At 39.2% G+C, this 20113-nt stretch carries 21 protein-coding genes, 1 other RNA gene and 1 pseudogene; 13 read left to right on the top strand and 10 right to left on the bottom strand.

The window, feature by feature from the left end:
- Window positions 1-98: 98 nt before the first annotated feature.
- The 5 genes and pseudogenes from CUB63_RS07005 to smpB form a co-directional block, all read right to left on the bottom strand.
- On the bottom strand, window positions 99-767 hold the full coding sequence (locus CUB63_RS07005) for a hypothetical protein (RefSeq protein ID WP_109847744.1): 669 nt from the start codon (window positions 765-767) through the stop codon (window positions 99-101).
- Between the two features lie 236 nt (window positions 768-1003).
- A pseudogene (locus CUB63_RS07000) lies at window positions 1004-1138 on the bottom strand (DNA polymerase III subunit theta); the annotation flags it as partial.
- Between the two features lie 668 nt (window positions 1139-1806).
- Window positions 1807-2169, bottom strand: a complete 363-nt coding sequence (locus CUB63_RS06995) for a hypothetical protein (RefSeq protein WP_109847743.1) — start codon at window positions 2167-2169, stop codon at window positions 1807-1809.
- 171 nt (window positions 2170-2340) lie between these two features.
- Window positions 2341-2707, bottom strand: a transfer-messenger RNA (tmRNA) gene (ssrA, locus tag CUB63_RS06990).
- Window positions 2708-2766: 59 nt separating this feature from the next.
- Window positions 2767-3249 (bottom strand): SsrA-binding protein SmpB, encoded by a 483-nt coding sequence (gene smpB, locus CUB63_RS06985; RefSeq protein WP_069367807.1) that lies wholly within the window; start codon window positions 3247-3249, stop codon window positions 2767-2769.
- Between the two features lie 155 nt (window positions 3250-3404).
- Here smpB and CUB63_RS06980 point away from each other — a divergent pair, with 155 nt between their 5' ends.
- A complete protein-coding gene (locus tag CUB63_RS06980; protein ID WP_006533588.1) occupies window positions 3405-3839 on the top strand; it encodes an SRPBCC family protein in 435 nt (144 codons plus the stop codon).
- Window positions 3829-4125 (top strand): RnfH family protein, encoded by a 297-nt coding sequence (locus CUB63_RS06975; RefSeq protein WP_369961909.1) that lies wholly within the window; start codon window positions 3829-3831, stop codon window positions 4123-4125. Before CUB63_RS06980 ends, CUB63_RS06975 begins: the two co-directional genes overlap by 11 nt.
- Window positions 4126-4331: 206 nt before the next feature.
- On the opposite strand, the gene bamE is transcribed toward CUB63_RS06975, so the two are convergent.
- The 3 genes from bamE to nadK form a co-directional block, all read right to left on the bottom strand.
- Window positions 4332-4694 carry an outer membrane protein assembly factor BamE gene (bamE, locus tag CUB63_RS06970; protein WP_006533585.1) on the bottom strand — a complete coding sequence of 121 codons (363 nt, stop codon included), beginning with the start codon at window positions 4692-4694 and terminating at the stop codon, window positions 4332-4334.
- A gap of 113 nt (window positions 4695-4807) precedes the next feature.
- On the bottom strand, window positions 4808-6469 hold the full coding sequence (gene recN, locus CUB63_RS06965) for a DNA repair protein RecN (protein WP_109847742.1): 1662 nt from the start codon (window positions 6467-6469) through the stop codon (window positions 4808-4810).
- An 87-nt stretch (window positions 6470-6556) separates the two neighbouring features.
- Complete coding sequence (gene nadK / locus CUB63_RS06960; protein ID WP_109847741.1) at window positions 6557-7456, bottom strand: NAD(+) kinase; 900 nt, start codon at window positions 7454-7456, stop codon at window positions 6557-6559.
- Window positions 7457-7556: 100 nt separating this feature from the next.
- On the opposite strand from nadK, the gene grpE reads away from it, so the two are divergent.
- The gene (gene grpE, locus CUB63_RS06955) at window positions 7557-8168 is read left to right on the top strand and encodes a nucleotide exchange factor GrpE (RefSeq protein ID WP_109399836.1); all 612 of its coding nucleotides are present in this window, start codon (window positions 7557-7559) and stop codon (window positions 8166-8168) included.
- Window positions 8169-8285: 117 nt separating this feature from the next.
- Here the strand turns inward: grpE and ung are convergent, their stop codons facing one another.
- On the bottom strand, window positions 8286-8966 hold the full coding sequence (gene ung / locus CUB63_RS06950; RefSeq protein ID WP_006533579.1) for a uracil-DNA glycosylase: 681 nt from the start codon (window positions 8964-8966) through the stop codon (window positions 8286-8288).
- A 335-nt stretch (window positions 8967-9301) separates the two neighbouring features.
- Between ung and grcA the strand changes: the two genes are divergently transcribed.
- Window positions 9302-9685, top strand: a complete 384-nt coding sequence (grcA, locus tag CUB63_RS06940; RefSeq protein WP_109847739.1) for an autonomous glycyl radical cofactor GrcA — start codon at window positions 9302-9304, stop codon at window positions 9683-9685.
- A 144-nt stretch (window positions 9686-9829) separates the two neighbouring features.
- Here grcA and srmB read toward each other — a convergent pair whose 3' ends face one another.
- Window positions 9830-11194, bottom strand: coding sequence for an ATP-dependent RNA helicase SrmB (srmB, locus tag CUB63_RS06935; RefSeq protein WP_072063266.1), 1365 nt, complete (start codon window positions 11192-11194; stop codon window positions 9830-9832).
- 263 nt (window positions 11195-11457) lie between these two features.
- Here srmB and trmN point away from each other — a divergent pair, with 263 nt between their 5' ends.
- The 9 genes from trmN (at window position 11458) to era (ending at window position 20109) form a co-directional block, all read left to right on the top strand.
- Window positions 11458-12213 carry a tRNA(1)(Val) (adenine(37)-N(6))-methyltransferase TrmN gene (trmN, locus tag CUB63_RS06930; RefSeq protein WP_072063265.1) on the top strand — a complete coding sequence of 252 codons (756 nt, stop codon included), beginning with the start codon at window positions 11458-11460 and terminating at the stop codon, window positions 12211-12213.
- Between the two features lie 295 nt (window positions 12214-12508).
- Window positions 12509-13087, top strand: a complete 579-nt coding sequence (gene rpoE, locus CUB63_RS06925) for an RNA polymerase sigma factor RpoE (RefSeq protein WP_006533574.1) — start codon at window positions 12509-12511, stop codon at window positions 13085-13087.
- Window positions 13088-13125: 38 nt separating this feature from the next.
- Window positions 13126-13752: an anti-sigma-E factor RseA gene (gene rseA / locus CUB63_RS06920; RefSeq protein WP_202608224.1), complete on the top strand. Its 627-nt coding sequence runs from the start codon at window positions 13126-13128 to the stop codon at window positions 13750-13752.
- Window positions 13753-13799: 47 nt separating this feature from the next.
- On the top strand, window positions 13800-14768 hold the full coding sequence (rseB, locus tag CUB63_RS06915; protein WP_072063263.1) for a sigma-E factor regulatory protein RseB: 969 nt from the start codon (window positions 13800-13802) through the stop codon (window positions 14766-14768).
- A 12-nt stretch (window positions 14769-14780) separates the two neighbouring features.
- Window positions 14781-15245, top strand: coding sequence for a SoxR-reducing system protein RseC (gene rseC / locus CUB63_RS06910; protein ID WP_006533571.1), 465 nt, complete (start codon window positions 14781-14783; stop codon window positions 15243-15245).
- Between the two features lie 301 nt (window positions 15246-15546).
- Entirely contained in the window at window positions 15547-17343 is a 1797-nt protein-coding gene (gene lepA, locus CUB63_RS06905; protein ID WP_072063262.1) for a translation elongation factor 4, read from the top strand.
- A gap of 14 nt (window positions 17344-17357) precedes the next feature.
- Window positions 17358-18329 (top strand): signal peptidase I, encoded by a 972-nt coding sequence (lepB, locus tag CUB63_RS06900; protein WP_006533568.1) that lies wholly within the window; start codon window positions 17358-17360, stop codon window positions 18327-18329.
- Window positions 18330-18523: 194 nt separating this feature from the next.
- On the top strand, window positions 18524-19204 hold the full coding sequence (gene rnc / locus CUB63_RS06895; RefSeq protein ID WP_072063260.1) for a ribonuclease III: 681 nt from the start codon (window positions 18524-18526) through the stop codon (window positions 19202-19204).
- A complete protein-coding gene (gene era / locus CUB63_RS06890; RefSeq protein ID WP_072063259.1) occupies window positions 19201-20109 on the top strand; it encodes a GTPase Era in 909 nt (302 codons plus the stop codon). The genes rnc and era overlap by 4 nt, the downstream gene beginning before the upstream one ends.
- Window positions 20110-20113 lie beyond the last annotated feature (4 nt).

The raw sequence follows: 20113 nt of genomic DNA, 5'->3' as shown, positions 1-20113 counted from the left end.
CCGCAAGACCAAATGCATAAAGACCTTTCGCCCTAACCACTTCCCCCCGAAATAATTGAACCTATGAAGAAAGGCCCCAATAAGGGGCCTTCGGGTGCTTAGTCTTTCTTTTCGAAGACATCGGGGATATCGGGGATATCGGGGTCAAAGCCGTCATCACCACCACCATCGCCGTCGCCACCATCTTCGCCGTCACCATCACCGTCGCCGCTGTTTTCCGGGTTGTCGCCTGAATCGCCACCTTCTGGCAAGAAGCCTTCGGGGTCTGGGTCGGGAACGCGACCGATCACATCGCCAGCGCTTTCAGGCGGGGTCGGGTCGTTTCCGTCAACTACTGCTGGGGCTGGAACGCCGGTCAGTTTGCGCAGGATCATTTTAACAGCCTTACCGCCAATCTGGACGATAACTTGGGCTGCCACACCGGCCGCGATCTGAATTCCTAGGTTCTCAAGTTCCTTCTCGGTCGCAGACGCGGGCATGTAGTTTTGCGGCCAGTTCAGATTGCTTTTGGCCGCTTGCAGAACTTGTTTGTACAGACTGCTCTGCTCTGCGCCAGTCGGCCCTACGATTAGCGAACAACTGTAGGTGCTGATAGTGTTAGAGCCTTTTGGCTCCATCACGTCGATAGAAACCAACTTCTGCGCGTCGCGCTGTGCGGCTTCTTGAACCGCGCCCGAAAGCTGGTTCAGGTTGTAGCAGAACGCAGTAAAGCAAACATTCCCGAAAGCATCGATGAATTGCAGGCGAAGAGGGTTTGATACATTCATTGCTAATCTCCTTCTTGTATGAGCTCTCTATTGTTGTGAGCGAATAAACGAAACTTGCTAACGCGCAGGCCTCGTCAGATACCACCTTTGGCGATTTTTCTATGGACACAGCGGAAATTGTTGCCACACCCCAAGCCCTGCCTATCGGGGCTAGTCCAGTGAAAAGAAGCGCCTTTACCGAGCTTGGCCTGACCGACTTTCGTTGGTAGTGGGATGATCCGGGCTGCAGGCTTCGGTGCTGGTTGTTGTCGTTCAACTTCGGACGTAACAACTGGCATATTGAGGCGTTCTTTATAAGCGACACCTGAGGCGGCTAAATCGACATTGATTTTGTCTTTTTTTTCTTGAGATAAGTTCGCAAGGTTTCTCATTCTATAAGCTATATTAATGAATTGTAGAATAAGTATAGCATAGGAATAGAGCGAGGATTGAATTTTAACTATGGTAAATCTGATGTGGGTTTTACACCAAGCAAATTCCAAACATAAGAAAATCAACCATTAGTGGTTGGTTTTCTTAAATAAAAATGGTCGGCATGATAGGATTTGAACCTACGACCCCAGACACCCCATGACAGTGTGTAATATAATATTAATTTAAGGCTTTTTTAAACTTGATGGGTAAGGGGGACGCTGGCTAATATATTGAAAAATAAATACACATATCACGGAAAAGCCCATAATACGCATCACCCATGGAGAACTACTATCTCTAACGGGGCGGGGTGTAGAAATAAAAGCCTCTGGAGAGGCGAATGAGTAAATAATCATTAATAGGATCATTATTGGAAACAATAGTGACAACAATAAAAGAATTACATCTAATGCTTTTTTACTAAAAGTTTTTTGGGATTTTTTCTTTTTTCTTGATAGTTTTTTCTGTTTACTAAAGATAGATTTTACACCTATTAGTTTTCCTTTCTCTCTAACATCGTTTTTATCTCCAGTATGGAGAATTTCTATTCTAGCACCTTCATTTTTTTCAATAAAATCAAAATCAATAAGAATACAATTAGGATATTCGCTGTCAGTCTTTAGCTCTATATTATTGGATTGTTTGATGCTACGACTTGATAACGCAATAATTGAATTTCCCTGCTAAATTCAATTCTTAGAGGTTCTTTAGTAGCTAATGCACTTTTTGTTATAACAGAGTTACCCGAATTCCAAATAACAAATTCAGAAGAAGATACACTTTCTACTAATGAGCCATCATACATTACACTTATTTGCTGTGGTAGGCTCGAGTGGTTTTTATTTATGAGGTTTGAAAATTCATGACAGCTAGAGATTTTATAAACTTTACGAGTTAAAACATAAATAAAAATGGCTATAAGAATACCAATGATCCCAATCACTGTACCCAACGCGGAATTTGATAAAATATTATTAACTGTATCCACTCTTGGTCTCCTATATAAAAAAGGCTCACCGAAGTGAGCCTTTTTGAACTCTAAATATCCGCGTACGTTTTGCGTATGATTTAGAGTCCTATCTGTGTCAGTGTGTAGTCTTGATGATTTCGCTAACTTCTTGTTTTTGAAACCGTTGTCCTATCACTGACCCACCAAATTTGGTGGAGCTGGCGGGAGTTGAACCCGCGTCCGAAATTTCTACATCCGCGGCACTACATGCTTAGTCTAGTCTTTGATTTCACTTACCCACTGCGGACAGACACGCCATGAATAAGCTAGCTTGATTAAATTTAACGCTTCAACCCCAAGCTAGGCATCCACGCGATCTCTTTTGGGTTTGACCTCTCTTGATCCCCGTCTTAAGAGCGGAAGCTAGGGAGAGAGGGCTCTGAGCAGGTTATTAAGCTGCTAGTGCTAGTTTGTTTTCGTCGTTTGCGACTATTTTTTTGCGGCTTTTTACGAGGCCAACCGCCCCTCGGCATGCACCTTGGGTTTCGCAAATCCCGTCGAATCCAGAATCAGCCCCAAGTTGTTAAAAGCGAGTATATCAGAAAAATACTTGTAATAGCTAGTACTTAACGCAATTTAGCGGTTAGCATTTTTCATAATACGTGCTTTGTCTAATTTCCATTCACGATCTTTAATCGTTTCACGTTTATCGTGATCTTTCTTACCCTTTGCAACGCCAATTTTGATTTTGCACCAAGCGTTTTTCCAATAAAGGGAGAGAGCAACAACGGTGTAACCATCACGGTTAATTTGACCATAAAGGTTATCAAGTTCACGCTGTTTTAATAATAATTTACGGGTACGTGTCGGATCACAAACCACATGAGTTGATGCAACATTTAAAGGTGTAATGGTTGCACCAAAAAGATAAGCTTCACCGTCACGCATGACAACGTAGCTATCACTGATGTTGGCTTTTCCTGCACGCAGTGATTTAACTTCCCAACCTTGGAGAGCCAAGCCCGCTTCTATCTCATCTTCAATGAAATATTCATGGCGAGCGCGTTTGTTTAACGCAATGGTCGCAGAACCAGGTTTGTGTGATTTTTTCTTTGTCATAATTTCCACATTATACTGTATGAGCAATAGAAAGAAATCATTTAACTGACTGTTTTCTTTTCAATTGCATAAAACTTAAGCTATATTCCATTAGATTTTTAATTAGTCACTGTTCAATGATATGATCCACACAGTGTTGTCGTACAGGAATAACTATGCCTCAGATTAGTCGATCTGCTCTCGTCCCTTTTAGTACAGAGCAAATGTTTAAACTGGTTAATGATGTTCTTACTTATCCTGATTTTCTACCAGGATGCGTTGGAAGTAAACTGATCAAAAGCACACCAGAAGAAATGATTGCATCAATAAATGTTTCAAAAGCGGGAATTAGTAAAACATTTACTACCCATAACTTTTTAAAGACTAATGAACGTGTTGATATGCGTCTTGTTGATGGCCCCTTTCGTAAATTGACTGGAGGATGGGTGTTTACCGCACTTGATGATAATGCGTGTAAGATAGAATTTCAGCTAGACTTTGAGTTCACTAATAAATTAATTGAGTTGGCTTTTGGGCGTATTTTTAAGGATTTAACGAACAATATGGTTCAAGCATTTACTCACCGAGCGAAAGAGATTTATCGTGACTAAAATATGGGTAGAAGTAACCTATGCGTTGCCCGACAAACAGTACCTTATCCCTGTTGAACTAACATTAGGGGATACTGTTGAACAAGCTATTATTGCTTCAAATATCTTAACGATTTGTAATGATATTGATTTAACTAAGAATAAAGTGGGTATTTATAGTCGACCAGCAAAGTTAAGCGATAATGTGCGAGACGGTGATAGAGTTGAAATTTATCGACCTTTAATTGCTGATCCTAAAGAAATGCGCCGTAAGCGTGCTGAAAAAGCACGACAAAAAGCGGACTAATATTATGTTTGCCCAATAATAAAAGGGGCGTCACATACTGCGTTGATAGGCCATTTGGTTACAGTCAGATACAATAAAAAGACAACACTGTTATAAAGCAATTCCTCTTTATAAAAACACACCCCAACGTCAAATTTAACGTATGGGGTGCAATTCGTTTTTGCCAATCTTATACAAAACTAAGCCTTCTTAGCACAGTAATCGTATTACGATTTTGTTTCAGGTGCTGCGAAGTTAGGCATATTGCCTTGCTTATCAATCTTAGTCAGTATGCCATTGCTATCAAAAGTCAGGGTGAGCGTCTCTTGACGTACTTTCTGATGACCAGGTTCTTCACGGAAAACATAATACCAAGTCTGGCTTCCGAAAGGATCTTTAAGCATTGGCGTACCAAGGGCAAATTGAACTTGCTGCTGTGTCATTCCTTGCTGAACTTTTGCGACTTCGGCTGGTGTTAAATAATTTCCCTGATTGATATCTGGGTGATAAACCAGTCTCTCGAACATAGAGCAACCTGAAGTCATTACGACTAAAGATAAGGCGGCAACTTTTAACAGTTTAAAACGCATGGTTATTACATTCCTTTTAGGGTCATAGTGACGATGATAATCGACAACGCAGCAATTGAAAACCTTTCACGCTCTGCCTATGACCTTAAATATCAATAAAAGTTTGTTAATCGTTATGCAGCCAACAAATCTTTCGCATTTGCTAAGGTATTTTTGGTGACTTCACTTCCTGCTAATAAACGGGCAAGCTCTTGTAATCGTTCTTTTTTCGATAATAGTTTCATTGTGGTTTCTGTCTCTTCACCATTGGTTTCTTTATTAACGAAATAGTGTTGATGACCACAACCTGCAACTTGAGGTAAGTGAGTGACACACATCACTTGAGTTGACTCACCTAATTCACGGAGCAATTTGCCCACAATCGCTGCTGTTGGACCACTGATACCCACATCAACTTCATCAAAAATAAGTGCTGGTGTATCCATTTTTTTTGCTGTGATCACTTGGATTGCGAGCGCAATGCGAGATAACTCACCACCAGAAGCCACTTTAGGAAGCGCTTGATGAGGTTGTCCTGGATTGGTGGTGACATTAAATTCAACTTTTGTGGCACCATCAATTTGCAGTGAACTGTCATCAAAATAGGTATCAACAGTAAAATAACCATGTGGCATTGATAACTGATGCATACTATTAGTAATAAGTTGACTTAACTCATTTGCATATTGTTGGCGAACTTGATGCAGTTTTTTGGCGACATCTAATGCAATTAAATGGTCAGCTTTGACTTGTTCTATTAAGGCATCACAGTCGTCATTTTGACGAAGTAAGGCATTTTTTTCTTCAATTAATTGCTGATGAAGATCATAAAGTTCTTCAGGTGCAACGCGATGTTTGCGTGACAAACTAATGTACTTAGACATACGTTTTTCGACTTCAAATAAGCGATTAGGATCCATCTCTAAGCGATCGCTATAATGACGAAGTTCATCACTCACTTCACTAATCTGAATGGTAGCCTCTTCTAGCATCTCTAATAATGAATTGAATTGACCTTCCATAGAGGTTAGTTCAGTAATTTCATGTTTAGCCACGTTGAGCATACTTAAAATATTTTGCTCTTCGTTGTCGCTTAAAATTTGCAAACTATTTTGACTTAGCGTTAAAAACTGACCGCAGTTAGAAAGACGTTTATATTCTTGATCTAATTCAGGGTATTCGCCTTGTACTGGCTGAAATTCATTGAGTTCTTTTAAGTGGTAATCAACCAGTTGCTGCCTTGCTTCTCGTTCTAAAGAGAGTTGTTGAAATGCGGCTAAATTTTGGCAACTTTGATGCCATGTTTGATAAGCCGACTTCATGTTTTTTAATAAAGTAGGTTCATGGGCATAGATATCTAGTAGTTGTTTTTGATAACGAGGCTCTAGAAGTTGCTGGTGAGCATGTTGCCCATGAATTTGGATAAGTAAGGAACCAAGCTCTCTTAATTGTGAAAGAGGTACGGAAGTACCGTTGATAAAACCACGAGAACGCCCATCAGCAGAGATAGTCCTTCTTAATAGACATTCGTTATGATTATCAAGATGATGTTCTTCAAGCCAATGTTGTGCTGATGGCGTATCAGAGAGTGAGAATCGTGCACATAAATCGGCTCTAGTTGCACCTGGGCGCACCATATTAGCATCACCACGGTTACCTAAGCATAAACCTAGAGCATCAATTGCAATAGACTTACCTGCGCCAGTTTCGCCTGTAATGGTGGTCATGCCACCTGAAAAATCGATTTCAAGTTCACGGACTATGGCAAAATGACTAATGGTTAATTGAGTCAGCATAGTGCCTCTCCTGTGTATAAAAACATATCTGTAATTACATACAGTATAAACTGGTTTTTTATACAGTAAAGTAGTGAGGCACAAAAATTAGAACATTTTTTTTGACCAACCCAATTTTGAGCTGAGTGTATTAAAATAATTATAATCAGTCGGATGAACTAAGTTGAGCTTTTGACGGCTTCTTTTAATAATAACTTCATCACCCTCTTTAATTGGTAACACTAATTGGCTATCACAACTGACTTCATAATCGATATTTGTTTGTGAGAATTTTAAGCGAATTTGGCTATCACTGCTGATAACCAAAGGCCGTGCTGATAAGGTATGTGGAAACATAGGGACAAGTGCAATAGCATCAAGATTTGGAGTTAAAATAGGCCCCCCCGCAGAAAGTGAATAGGCTGTTGATCCTGTTGGTGTTGCAATAATCAAGCCATCAGAACGTTGAGAGAAAGCAAAACGATCATCAATATAAACCTCAAACTCAATCATATGAGCCACTTTACCAGGATGAAGCACGACTTCATTGATTGCTGTACCAATGCGATTTCTTTGACCTTCTGCATAGACGCGTGCTTCAAGTAAAAAACGCTTTTCTTCACGATAGTGCCCAGCCAATACATTGGTTAATTGCTGTAAGGCATTATCAGGATCAAGGTCAGTAAGAAAGCCTAAATTACCCCGGTTAACACCAATCACTTTGATGTTATAACGAGATAAAACACGTGCAGCCCCAAGCATATTGCCATCGCCACCAACAACAATGACCAGATCGGCTGCTTTACCAACTTGAGTTAGATCACCTGTTTGTGCATTTTCTAGCTTTAGTTCTTGAGCAACTTGTGTATCAATAATAACGTCATAGCCTTGAGCCAATAGCCAATGATAGAGCATTTCATGAGTTGAAATTGCTTCGGGGTGGCGTGGATGACCAACAATGCCAATACATTTAAAGTGTTTTTCTTCCGTTACGGTATTATCTGGCATTTTTTTACCCTCGTTTTGCGCCAATTCCTTGAAACCCGTTTATTGATCCCCATAATAAACTAAATATGAAGATGAATACTAAAACTACGCGGAGATGTTCATGAGTAGTAAAGAACAAAATGTACATGAAGAGCAAGTCTCAAAAGAAAAAGAAGGAATGGGATCTGTAATGGATGAGTCTCAAGAGCAAGTAACAACTGAAGAAGCACAAGCGGACTTTAATGCTCAAGCGGAGTTAGTGGAAGCATTAGCGCGTATTGATTCTCTTGAAAAACAACTAGAGCAATCTCAAAAAACAGAGCGTGAAGCCATGGCTCGTGCTTTAGCAGAAGTTGAAAATGTGCGTCGCCGTACTCAACAGGATATTGAGAAAGCACATAAATTTGCACTTGAAAAATTTTCTAATGAGTTATTGCCGGTACTTGATAATTTAGAGCGTGCGTTATCTGCGGCTGATCATGAAAATGAATCATTAAAGCCAATGATTGAAGGGTTAGAGTTAACACTGAAGTCATTCTTAGATGCCGTTCGTAAATTTGGCATTGAAGTGGTTGAAGAAAAAAATGTGGCATTTAACCCAGAAGTTCACCAAGCGATGACTTTAATCGATAGCCCTGAGCATGAATCTAATCATGTTGTCGATGTTATGCAAAAAGGATATACCTTAAACGGTCGTTTATTGCGCCCAGCGATGGTTATCGTTTCTAAATAATATCAATAAAACATTAGTTATCACATGTGCTATTACATGTAGATAAAGTAAACCGCACAACACGAAGATTATTTAATATTCTTGTTATTGTGCGGTTTTATATTTTATAGAGTGATTTTATTCAATAGGATCAAGATGCCAATTGATTGGTGTTCGGCCTTGTTGCTGTAAAATATCATTAGCCTGTTTAAAATGACCACAGCCTAAAAAGCCTCTATGAGCAGAAAGTGGTGATGGATGAGGTGCTTTTAAAATAACGTGTTTATTTGTATCAATAAAACGGCCTTTTTTCTGAGCATGTGCGCCCCAAAGTAGGAAAATAACACCTTCTCTACGTTGATTAATCTGCTCAATAACAGCATCTGTAAATATTTCCCAACCATAATTAGCGTGAGAATGTGCTTGGCCTTTCTCTACGGTCAATACGGTATTAAGCAATAAAACGCCTTGTTTTGCCCAACTTTCTAAATAGCCATGGTTAGGGCGTTTAAAATCAGGGTATTCTTTTTCAAGCTCTTTATACATATTGACTAATGAAGGAGGGGCTGGTACGCCTGGTCGTACTGAGAAAGAGAGCCCATGAGCTTGATTGGGGCCGTGATAAGGATCTTGTCCTAAAATAACGACATTTACATTATCAAAAGGCGTAAAACGAAAAGCATTAAAAATATCTTCTTGAGGAGGATAAATAATTTTACCTGCGGCTCTTTGTTGTGCGACTTGAGACATAATTTGATGAAAGTAAGGCTTTTCTTTTTCAGCGCCTATCACATCATGCCAAGTTAATGGTGCAGTCATAACCTAAAATCCTTGTTGATATCTTATCGTGTCTAAGCTTACCGATTTCATCAGGGGAATGAAAATATTACGGACTAAAAATAAAAAATTAATTGATTTCTCAACTTTTCTTTGAAAATTTACAAAAAAAATTGCAAGTTAGCTTTTAATAATAATTGATTTAAAACAACACTTTGCGCCTTGGTAGGTAAAGTGCTTATGAATTTTATTGATATTTATCAAAGAATGGCACCATTTATACTGGTATATAAGTAGACAGAAACATTGGTTAGACCAAATACCCAAGTTCTGATATGAGATTAGAATTTGATTTTGCGCCCAAATTGGAGGTCGAAATGATTACTGGTATCCAAATTACTAAAGCTGATAACGACGATTTATTACACTCTTTCTGGTTGTTAGATGATGAAAACGGCGAAGCTCGTTGCATCTGTGCTAAAAAAGGCTTTGAAGAAGGCCAAGTAATTAGCCGTAAAGAGTTAGGCAATATCGAATACCGTGAAGTACCTGTAGAATCTAAACCGGTTGTTCGTGTAGAAGGTGGTCAACACCTTAACGTTAACGTATTAAGCCGCGAAACACTGGAAGATGCTGTTAACAATCCTGAGAAATATCCGCAATTAACTATTCGTGTTTCTGGTTATGCAGTGCGTTTTAACTCACTGACCCCAGAACAACAACGTGATGTTATTACTCGTACTTTCACAGAAAGCCTGTAATTTTCACTAAAGTAATAAGTTAATAATAAGCTCGATATGAAAATATCGGGCTTTTTTTATATAAAATAAGAAGAAAGATAAAATAACAAAAAACCGTAACTATTATATAGCTACGGTTTTTTATAACATCATAAAGAATACAGATTATTCGTTATCAGTATTCGTTTCTTTTGCTGGTGCAGTAGGAGCAACGTTTTTTTCTGTATGCTTAGCAACTGCTTTGCGACGTTTACCAATATTTTTACGATCGCGAGTCCGCACTTTTTCTTTAACTGCTTTTTTCTCTTCTTCTTTTTTCGCTTTGCGTTTAGCAAGCACTTTTTTAGAAGGTTTGAATGTTGCTTTCAGGCTTGGTGCTTTGGTTTCTGGACGTAGTTCAGCAATAACACGATATTTAATGGGTTCTTGAACATAACGGCCAATTTTACCTAATAATGGGTGATCGTGAGCTTCAACTAATGAAATTGCGATACCTTTACGACCCGCACGTCCTGTACGACCAATACGATGCAAGTAAACATCGGCAGTACGAGGTAAGTCAAAGTTGAAAACGTGTGTGATGTCATCTAGATCAAGGCCACGAGAAGCAACGTCTGTGGCAACAAGCACATTCATTTTGCCTGATTCTAAACGTTTGATCGCATCGTTACGCTGTGTTTGCGCCATTTCACCTTCAAGGTAGCTACATTTAATACCTTGTTTTTCTAATGCAGTGACAAGCTCTCTTACTCGCTCTCTTTTACGAACAAAGACAATCGATTTTTTAACATCGTTTTGCTTCAGTAATGCAGCAAGTAATGCGGTTTTGTGTTCAAGATTATCAGCATGATAATAGAACTGCTGAATTTTTTTACGTTCGCGGCGAGATGGATCGGCATTTAGTTCAACCGGCTCGTTGAGGATACGCTGTGCAAAATCAATAACCGCATTACCTTCTAGTGTTGCTGAGAACAGTAATGTCTGTTTGCGCCAGCGAGTTTCGCCTGCAATAGTTTCGATATCATTAGCAAAACCCATATCTAACATGCGGTCTGCTTCATCTAAAATCAGCATTTCTACCGCACGGCAGTCAAAGTTTTCTTCTTTGATGTACTGTAATAGACGACCTGTAGTTGCAACAACGATATCTTGGTTCTCGCTAAAAACCTCAGCGTGATTCATATAAGCAACACCGCCGGTGATTGTGGCGATATCTAAATGTGTGTGCGCACATAATTCTTTTGCCTGCTCGGCAACTTGCATAGCAAGTTCGCGTGTTGGCGTTAGGATAAGAATACGCGGCGGGCCTGATTTTTTACGTGGATAATCAAGCAAGTGTTGAATTGCCGGAAGTAAAAATGCCGCAGTTTTCCCTGTGCCTGTTGGCGCAGAGCCTAAAATATCACGTCCATCCATTGCTGCTGGAATAGCATCTGCTTGAATTGCAGTAGGACGTTGATATCCTTTTTCTTCTAATGCGGTCAATAAACTTTCATCAAGTTCAAGACTGGAAAATGTCGTGGCTGTCATTGTATACCTCTGTTTAGGGCGCGGATTTTGACATTATCCCCCGCTAAAAGCCAGAGGATTTACCGCTATCACATTATATATTACCGATAGACGAAGGTATTCGTTGTTTTTAGGCTTAATCTAAATAAGCGTGCATCGTATACAAATAGTTTAATGTTAAGATAGGGGTTGCAGAAGCGTTATCATACCATATATCTCTTTTTCAATGACATGAATGATAAGTAATAAAAAGAGATAGTAAGGCGAATCAATAGAGTTTATAGATGAATCAAAAGAAAGTGAAAAAAGCGGGATTACGCAAAGGTGGTTTTACATTTAAACAATTTTTTGTTGCTCATGATAAGTGTGAAATGAAAGTGGGTACAGATGGTGTTTTATTAGGGGCTTGGGCGCCTATTAATAATATAAAAAGAGCACTTGATATTGGTACTGGGAGTGGCTTAATTGCATTAATGCTAGCTCAACGAGCGAATAAAGTTGAGTGTATTGATGGCATTGAACTTGATGAAAAGGCGGCATTACAAGCTACGGAAAATGCCCAAGAGTCACAATGGCATTCACTTATTCATATCTATCATAGTGATATTCATCATTATGCAGAGCAAGCACAAAATAAGTATGATCTGATTGTTAGTAATCCTCCTTATTTTGAGCCAGCAATTGCTTGTCGTAATGATGTTCGTGAGCAAGCGCGTTATACCAAAACCTTAACGCATGAGGGATTATTGGATAGTGCGCAATTACTTATCACCGAAGATGGTTTATTCTGTGTTGTATTGCCTTATTCTATTGGCGAGCAATTTATTGAAATTGCAGAAAAAAAAGAGTGGAATGTTGTAAAACGCGTTAATATTAAAGACAGCGCAGATAAACCTTATCATCGAATTTTGTTAGCATTTCAAAGACAAAACCAAGGCAGTGTTGAATGCAGTATAGATGAACTTATTATTCGTCATAATGACGGGCACTATACCGATAAGTTCCAATCTTGGGTGACTGACTTTTATTTATATTATTAAATCTATATTTAATAATATATTATTTAGGATAATATATATTGTTGTAAGTAATTGTATATATTTAAATAATATCATTGTGTTATCGTTTTTTTATTGGCAAATTGCATTTTGGTTGGTGATCACCATGATATTTTTTTTGTGATTCATCTCTTAAAATAATGATTGAATTGAACTTCATACTATTTTTTCGCTCTAAGTCTTGTAGCTCATAAAAACGAGAAGGAATAACGAGAGTAAATATGACGGAGTCATTTAAAAATAGTGCGAAGCTTGACTTCGGGAGAGTCCATCTCTAATGAGCGAGCAGTTAACGGACCAAATGTTGGTTGAAAAGGTACAAAATGGTGACCAGAAAGCGTTTAATTTGCTGGTTATCCGCTATCAACACAAGGTAGCAAGCCTGATTTCCCGTTATGTACCACAGGGTGATGTGCCAGATGTTTCGCAAGAAGCCTTTATTAAAGCTTATCGAGCCATCGGTTCTTTCCGTGGAGATAGTGCTTTTTATACATGGCTTTATCGTATTGCAGTGAATACAGCAAAAAATTATTTGGTTGCACAGGGGCGACGTCCGCCTTCGAATGATTTAGATGCAAGTGATGTGGAAAATTTCGAATCACCAAACGCACTAAAAGAAATTTCGAACCCTGAGAATTTAATGTTGTCTGAAGAGTTACGGAGAGTGGTTTTTCACACCATAGAGTCATTACCTGAAGATTTAAGGGTTGCTATTACACTTCGGGAACTTGACGGACTAAGCTATGAAGAGATAGCAGTCATTATGGATTGCCCTGTCGGAACAGTTCGTTCACGTATTTTTAGGGCGCGAGAAGCTATTGATAATAAGGTTCAACCATTAATACAAGAGTTTTAATTGTGGGTGAACCATCATTGACTGAAGGGTACTTTTACATGCAAAAAGAAAAACTTTCTGCATTTATGGATGGCGAAGTTCTTGATAAAGAATTAATGGGTGCAATTGCTCGTGATGACTCCATGAAGGAGACATGGCAACGCTACCATTTAATTCGTGACACAATGCGTGGTGATGTAGGTGAAGTAGTCCACTTTGATATCGCAAGTCGCGTTGCGCTCGCTTTAGAGAATGAACCTGTTCGCATAAGTCCTGAACAACAACAAGAGCAGCAACCTGCGCCATCACAATGGCGTCAGCACTCTTTCTTACAAACGTTACGTCCTTGGGCAAGTCAGTTAACTCAAATCGGTGTTGCGGCTTGTGTTTCATTAGCTGTTATTGTTGGTGTTCAGCAATATAATGGAAAAAGTGGTTCTGAAGATTTCCAAGTAGATACGCCTGTATTTAATACTCAACCTATTATGGGGGCGGGTTCACCAGTAAGCCTAAATCTTCAAAACGATACTTTAGGTAAAGACCAACAAACACGTTTACAAGAGCGTAATCAACGCCTTGGATTAATGTTGCAACAGTATGAGTTAGATCGTCGTATCTATAATGCACCACAAAATGAAGCACCAGTTAGTGCTCAAGGTGAAACTCAATCTGTAGTAACACAGTAATAATAGATGTGAATGTATAAATAACGTGTGGGAATGAAACTGTCGTAATGAAAAAATCATGGTTATCCACCTTATTATTGGTGGGCAGCCTGTCAATGCCGATACAAGCCTTGGCACAACCGCAAATAGGTAGTGTCAAGGCTTTGTTGCAAAAGATGGGTCATACAAGTCAAACTTCTACCTATGAATTATCTTTTATCAATATTAATTCTCAAGGTATTGTTCCTATTCGCTATCGTCATACTCTTATTGATGGCAAACCCCTTGCACAACTAATGCAAATGGATAGTACTCGCCGTGAAATAGTTCAACGTGGTGATGAAATCAGTTACTTTGAACCAGGCTTAGATGCTTTTAGCTTAAGAAATGATCATATCGTTGATTATATCCCTTCTATCATTTACCAAGATTTCAATGAATTATCAGATTATTATAATTTTATTGATGCAGGTAGAACGCATATTGGTGATATTCCAAGCCGAGTTGTTCGAGTACTATCGAAAAATAATGACCGTTATGATTATGTCTTGTTTATTGATGAAGAGAGATATCTGCCGTTAAGAGTCGATTTATTAGATAAGAATAATGACATCATTGAACAATTTCGAGTGATCACAGTTAATGAAGGGAGTGAAGTCGAAACTGAACTTAATTCGTTACGTACCGTCAATATGCCACCTTTATTACTTGTACCAAAAGCTAAACCTCTGGTTTATAACTGGTCGGTTAGTCAATTGCCTGAGGGTTTTAAAGAGGTAAAACGTAGTCACCATCAGATTTCTGAAACCGAGTTTAGTCAGTCTATTTTATTTAGCGACGGTTTATTTGACTTCTCCATTTATGTTAATAAAAGTGGTCAACAGGTTAATTCGCCCGAACGCGATAAAATGTTGAGGTATGGTCGTAATACAATTTATACCTATGACAAAGAAGGCAATGAAATTACCTTTATTGGTCAATTACCATTTTCTACGGCACAGAAGATAGTCAACAGTGTTGTATTTACGAAAAAGTAAAAGGTATAAGTTATGGTTAAAGAGTGGGCAACAGTTATACATTGGCATGAAGGAAGAGCGTTATTACGCTATGGATCGTCTTCTGGCTGTGGTAGTTGCCAAGCTCGGGCTGCATGTGGCTCTTATTTATTAAATAAAATAGGGCCTGAGACAGTTCATCAACTCGAACTCCCCGTCGCACAACCTTTAGTCGAAGGGCAAAAAGTGGAAGTGGGTATTCCTGAAAATAATCTACTTCTTTCCGCAATGCTAGTGTATTTAACGCCACTTATTGGCTTATTTATTGTTGCAGGCATTGCGGGTCTTTGGTTTTCCAGTGAATTTGCTATTTTTTGCAGTGGACTTATGGGCGGTGTCCTTGGTTTCTTATTTGCTAAAAAAGTGGCGACCTGGTGGAGTAAAGATGAAGGTTTTGAACCTATTGTATTGCAAATAGGGCTTCCACCGAATGAACTTAGCGTTCAATTTCAAAAATAATGGGTTGATTAAACAGATGGGGCATTTGCCCCATTATTTTTGCCATGTTGCTTTTGTAATAATATCTATCTTAAATTAACGCGTTTCTATATCTGGAAATTACCCGCAAAAAATTACAAATAAATGCAAGTCTTAGCATAAATGTTTGTGTTTGATGAACGTTTCTTTGAGTATAATGTCTCTAGTGTGTAGAATGCGTCATCAATAATAACTCCTGCAATATAGAGTTTTCGCTTTGTGTCCATGAATGACTCCAAAGCCAGATTTATAGAGCAAAGCAATAGAGAAAAATAATTTCAGAATGAAAAACATACGTAACTTTTCCATTATCGCACATATTGACCACGGTAAATCGACGTTATCAGATCGAATTATTCAAATTTGTGGTGGCTTATCAGATCGTGAAATGGCTGCGCAGGTTCTTGATTCTATGGATCTTGAGCGTGAACGTGGTATTACAATCAAAGCGCAAAGCGTAACCTTGAATTACACCGCTGATGACGGTGAAGTTTATCAGCTTAACTTTATCGATACCCCAGGACACGTTGACTTCTCTTATGAAGTATCTCGTTCACTTGCTGCGTGTGAAGGTGCCTTATTGGTCGTTGATGCAGGACAAGGGGTTGAAGCGCAAACATTAGCAAACTGTTATACCGCGATGGATATGGATCTCACCGTCGTTCCAGTTTTAAATAAAATAGATTTACCAGCAGCAGAGCCTGAGCGTGTTGCTGAAGAAATTGAAGATATTGTGGGGATTGATGCTACAGATGCGGTGCGTTGTTCCGCAAAAACAGGTATAGGTGTTAAAGAAGTTATCGAACGCCTTGTGAAAGAAATTCCCGCACCTGAGGGTGATCCTGAAGCTCCATTGCAAGCACTGATTATTGACTCTTGGTTTGATAACTACCTTGGGGTTGTTTCACTGATCCGCGTTAAAAACGGTAAAGTCAGCAAGGGCGATAAAATTAAGGTAATGAGTACGGGACAGGTTTATAACATTGACCGTATTGGTATTTTTACGCCAAAACAAATTGACACTACATCATTAAATTGTGGTGAAGTCGGCTGGGTTGTTTGCGGTATTAAAGATATTTTAGGTGCGCCGGTTGGGGATACCTTAACTGCGGCACAAAAACCAGCAGATAAACCCTTACCAGGTTTTAAGAAAGTTAAGCCACAGGTTTATGCGGGGTTATTCCCAATTAGCTCTGATGACTATGAATCATTCCGCGATGCATTAGGTAAATTAAGCTTAAACGATGCGTCATTATTTTATGAGCCAGAAAGCTCATCCGCGTTAGGTTTCGGTTTCCGTTGTGGTTTCTTGGGTCTCCTTCATATGGAGATTATTCAAGAACGTTTAGAACGTGAATATGACCTTGATCTGATTACAACTGCCCCAACCGTAGTTTATGAAGTTGAAATGACTAACGGCGATATTATATCAGTGGATAGCCCATCTAAATTGCCTCCACTAAATAATATTGAAGAAATCAGAGAACCTATTGCTGAATGTCATATGTTATTACCGCAAGAATACTTAGGTAATGTAATTACTTTATGTATCGAAAAACGCGGTGTTCAAACCAATATGGTCTATCATGGTAATCAGGTTTCATTGACTTATGAAATTCCGATGGCTGAAGTGGTATTAGATTTCTTTGACCGCTTAAAATCAACATCACGCGGTTATGCTTCTTTAGACTATAACTTTATTCGTTTCCAAGGCTCTAACATGGTACGTGTAGATGTCTTGATTAATGGTGATCGCGTTGATGCTTTGGCATTGATTACACATAACGATAATGCACCTTATCGTGGGCGTGAGCTGGTGGAAAAGATGAAAGAATTTATTCCACGCCAACAGTTTGATATCGCCATCCAAGCGGCAATTGGCAACCATATTATAGCTCGTTCAACTGTTAAACAGTTACGTAAAAACGTATTAGCCAAATGTTATGGTGGTGACGTTAGCCGTAAGAAGAAACTGTTACAGAAACAGAAAGATGGTAAAAAACGCATGAAGCAGATTGGTAACGTAGAGCTACCACAAGAAGCGTTTTTAGCCATTCTTCATGTTGGTAAAGATAAATAATTTAAGGAGAAAACATGGCTAACACGTTTGCCTTGATCCTAACGCTGGCAACGCTAATAACAGGCGTTTTTTGGGGAATTGAGCGCTTTAAGCTCAAGCCAGCCCGAAAAGCAAAACTAAAGCGTCTTCAAGAGATGACGCAAGGGTCCGAGGATCAGCAAGAGTTAGCAAAATCAATTAATAAACCAAGCTGGGCAGAGACATTAGGCTCCTTATTCCCAGTTTTGATTATTGTTTTGGTTCTGCGTTCATTTGTGTATGAGCCGTTTCAAATACCTTCTCGCTCCATGATGCCAACCTTGTTAGTTGGCGATTTTATCTTGGTTGAAAAGTTTGCTTATGGATTAAAAGATCCAATTACGCAAACCACATTAATTAATACAGGGAAGCCAAAACGAGGTGATATCGCAGTATTTAAGTATCCTCGTGATCCTTCTACTGACTTTATTAAACGTGTTATAGGATTACCAGGTGATAAAATTGTTTATGATATGATGTCGAAAAAACTTCATATCTATCCAAATTGTGATAAAGCCATTTGTAATGACGAAATATCAGTAACTTATGGTACTGCGTACCCAAGTGAATGGACGCTATTATTACAAAATGTACCAGGTGGCCAGCGTATTAATGGTATGAAATCCATTCCAATTGAGGAGCCTATTTCAACAGCAACTCAATTACGTGAAGAGGAAAGGGTAGAAACTATTGATAAAGTCTCTCACCGTATTATGACAATACCGGGTGATATGACAATGCCCGAGTTTATCCAACCAGGATTACCAGTCGGTACGTGGATTGTTCCTGAAGGTCATTACTTTATGATGGGGGATAATCGAGACGGTAGTTCAGATAGTCGCTTCTGGGGCTTTGTTCCAGAGAAAAACTTAGTCGGTAAAGCGACAACAATCTGGATGAGCTTCGAAAAAGTAGAGAATGAATGGCCTACTGGTGTTCGTCTCAGTCGTATCGGTGGCATTAAGTAACTATTGACAAAATAGCTACAGCATTCCTTTCTATCTCAGTGTAGAATATGCCACTTCTTTAATATGATTGGCTCCTGTTATTCACAGGAGCCAGTGCAAACGCAACAGTTCTGTTATCCAACTCGGTAATATCTCGTTGTCTTAAACAGATTTGTTGCGTGTGCTTCAAATTAAGTTATGGAAATTGATCGCACATGAATACTTTATTAGTAAACCAGTTACAAAAAAAACTGGGCTATACTTTTACGCAAAATGAATTATTACTACAGGCTTTAACGCATCGTAGTGCCAGCAGTAAACATAATGAACGTTTAGAATTTTTAGGTGATTCAATTCTAAGCTATGTGATTGCTAACGCGCTCTATCATCGATTTCCTCGTGTTGATGAAGGGGATATGAGTCGAATGAGAGCAACGCTTGTTCGTGGAAACACGCTCGCTGAATTAGCGCGTGAATTTGAACTGGGCGAATGTCTACGTTTAGGCCCTGGGGAATTAAAAAGCGGCGGTTTTCGTCGTGAATCAATTTTAGCGGATACGGTGGAAGCTTTAATTGGTGCAATTTTCCTTGATAGTGATATTCAAAATATCGAAAAAATCATTTTAAACTGGTATGAAAATCGTTTGGCTGAAATCAGTCCAGGCGATAAGCAAAAAGATCCTAAAACTCGTTTGCAAGAATATCTGCAAGGCCGTCACTTACCATTACCTTCTTATAATGTGGTACAGGTTCGTGGTGAAGCCCATGATCAAGAGTTTACGATCCATTGTCAGATAAGCGGTATCGAACAACCTGTCAAAGGGATGGGTACGAGTCGTCGTAAAGCTGAACAGGCCGCTGCTGAACAGGCATTAATACAACTGGAGCTTGAATGAGCGAAGAACAAACCTATTGCGGATTTATTGCGATAGTCGGTCGCCCAAATGTGGGAAAATCAACACTACTGAACCAATTACTGGGGCAGAAAGTTTCTATTACATCACGTAAACCGCAAACTACGCGCCATCGTATTATGGGTATTGATACAGATGGTGCTTACCAAGCAATTTATGTGGATACACCTGGTTTGCATATTGAAGAAAAGCGAGCCATCAACAGACTAATGAACCGCGCAGCAAGCAGCTCGATTGGTGATGTTGAATTAGTTATTTTCGTTGTTGAGGGCACCAACTGGACGCCTGACGACGAAATGGTATTGAACAAATTAAAATCATTACGTTGCCCTGTTTTATTAGCAATTAATAAAGTGGATAACGTGATTGATAAAACCAAGTTACTTCCACACATTGGTTTTTTAAGCCAACAAATGGATTTTCTTGATGTCGTACCAATCAGTGCTGAAAAAGACATGAATGTCGATACGATAGCCAAAATCGTGCGTAATTGTTTACCAGAAGCTACGCATCATTTCCCTGAAGATTATATTACTGATCGCTCTCAGCGCTTTATGGCTTCAGAAATTATTCGTGAGAAATTGATGCGCTTTTTGGGTGAAGAATTACCTTATTCGGTCACTGTTGAAATTGAGCAATTTGTTACCAATGAGCGTGGTGGTTATGATATCCACGGATTAATTCTGGTTGAGCGTGAAGGCCAGAAGAAAATGGTTATTGGTAATAAAGGTGCGAAAATCAAGAAAATTGGCACTGAAGCCCGTATGGATATGGAAGACTTATTTGAAAACAAAGTTCACTTAGAACTTTGGGTGAAAGTCAAAGCTGGCTGGGCTGATGATGAGCGTGCTTTACGTAGTCTCGGCTATGTGGACGATTTAAAGTAGGTAA

Source organism: Proteus penneri, assembly GCF_003144535.1.
GTDB lineage: Bacteria > Pseudomonadota > Gammaproteobacteria > Enterobacterales > Enterobacteriaceae > Proteus > Proteus penneri.
This window is presented reverse-complemented; position numbering and strand designations above follow the sequence as displayed.